Annotated in this window: 2 protein-coding genes and 1 pseudogene; 1 reads left to right on the top strand and 2 read right to left on the bottom strand. The window is 40.1% G+C overall.

Annotated elements, in window-relative coordinates:
* Positions 1-197: YciI family protein (locus NSP_RS07490; protein ID WP_017803949.1), on the bottom strand; the 197-nt coding region annotated here is incomplete at its 3' end.
* Positions 198-276: 79 nt separating this feature from the next.
* On the opposite strand from NSP_RS07490, the gene NSP_RS07485 reads away from it, so the two are divergent.
* Positions 277-864 (top strand): 2'-5' RNA ligase family protein, encoded by a 588-nt coding sequence (locus NSP_RS07485; protein ID WP_006197313.1) that lies wholly within the window; start codon positions 277-279, stop codon positions 862-864.
* A gap of 309 nt (positions 865-1,173) precedes the next feature.
* Here NSP_RS07485 and NSP_RS07480 read toward each other — a convergent pair.
* Positions 1,174-1,475, bottom strand: a pseudogene (locus tag NSP_RS07480) (hypothetical protein); the annotation flags it as partial.

Raw genomic sequence — 1,475 nt, 5'->3', positions numbered from 1 at the left:
GCCACAATTGCTTGGGCTTCATCCATAGAAACCGCCTCAAAGATCAACATTCCCCCCCTGTCTCCTGCCCAATAGCCTGTTCTGGCTTTGTGTCCTTTGGCAATCAAATCTTCAACATAGGCTTTATGGGCGGGTACGTATTGGTCAAAAATCGGTTTATCGACTTTACCAGCTTCAATTTTGACGAACAAAGGCATTTGCGGGCAACCTCTTGATTTTTGTATCGTATATATATTTGTAATATTCTTTAAGCTTCGCTGTTCAACATCAACTTATATGAGCCGTTTTTTCATCGCCCTGCTACCACCACAGCACATTCAGGACTACGCCAACGAAATTAAACAGCACTTCGCTGATCATTATGCCAGTTGTGGGGCCCAAAAGTCGCCGCCTCATATTACCTTGCAACCGCCCTTTGAATGGTCAGATGCTAACATTCCACAGCTAGAAGCAGCCCTGAAAGACTTTGCTCATAAACAACAGTCAATACCAATTACACTCAACGGTTATGCAGCTTTTCCTCCCCGCGTCATATACATAGATGTAGTTAAAAGTCAAGCACTTTTGACATTGCAAGCTGAATTAATGGCTTATGTAGAAAATAATTTAGAAATTGTTGATAAAACATCTCAAACTCGCCCCTTTACCCCCCATCTCACAGTTGCATTTCGGGATTTAACAAAACAAAATTTTAGAGCTGCTTGGCCAGAATTTGTCCAACGTTCCTTAGATTTTAACTTTATGGCGGAAAATTTAACACTGCTACTTCATGACGGTCAGCGTTGGAATATCAAATCAGAGTTTGCATTCTGCTGCTCTGAAACCCAAAACCTGATAAATACTGACAAATCAGACATTAAATAGTTTTGGTGTTTTCTTCGGTGCTTCATACCCTCAGTAATTTGATACCATCCAGAGGGAGATAACCCGTAACATACTGGCTGCATAACGAGACATTTAAAACTTTTAACACAGTGTTTACTTTTACATTTACAGTAGGTTGCAGGTAGATAAGGTACAAGGAGGAACAGTGAAACTCTTGTGGGGTGGGCATCCTGCCCGCCCGAACGTACCTACCAAAATGAAAACTGCTGTATATTCTAATTGCCTTCTCAATTCACACAAACCTCAATCGAAAAAATTTAAGGTTTGAACTTTCTTCACTTCTCTTTACTATTGGTTGTTGCAACTTTTTCCAGAATTGTTTTCTGCTGTTGAATCTAAGATAAAGTCATAGCCAGTATCATTATCCTCAACAACTTTGATGATAAAAGCTTGCGGTTGCCGACGTTCACCTGATTGAAAACTAATTTCACCAGTTGATCCACATATTGGTATGTTTTTGTGTAGTTCTTTTGGTAATTCTTCACGATTTGTATTTCGCTTCAGTCCTTCGATAATAACTTTGGTGGCATCATAAGCCATAGCAGTTCGCCAATTGACTTTTCTCTGCCACATTTGTTCTGCTTTCAGGG

The sequence above is a fragment of the Nodularia spumigena CCY9414 genome (genome assembly GCF_000340565.2).
Classification (GTDB): domain Bacteria; phylum Cyanobacteriota; class Cyanobacteriia; order Cyanobacteriales; family Nostocaceae; genus Nodularia; species Nodularia spumigena.
This window is presented reverse-complemented; position numbering and strand designations above follow the sequence as displayed.

Bases quoted from the DNA above. Each gene is read 5' to 3' on its own strand.
- NSP_RS07485 (WP_006197313.1), top strand. From the start codon at position 277: ATGAGCCGTTTTTTCATCGCCCTGCTACCACCACAGCACATTCAGGAC.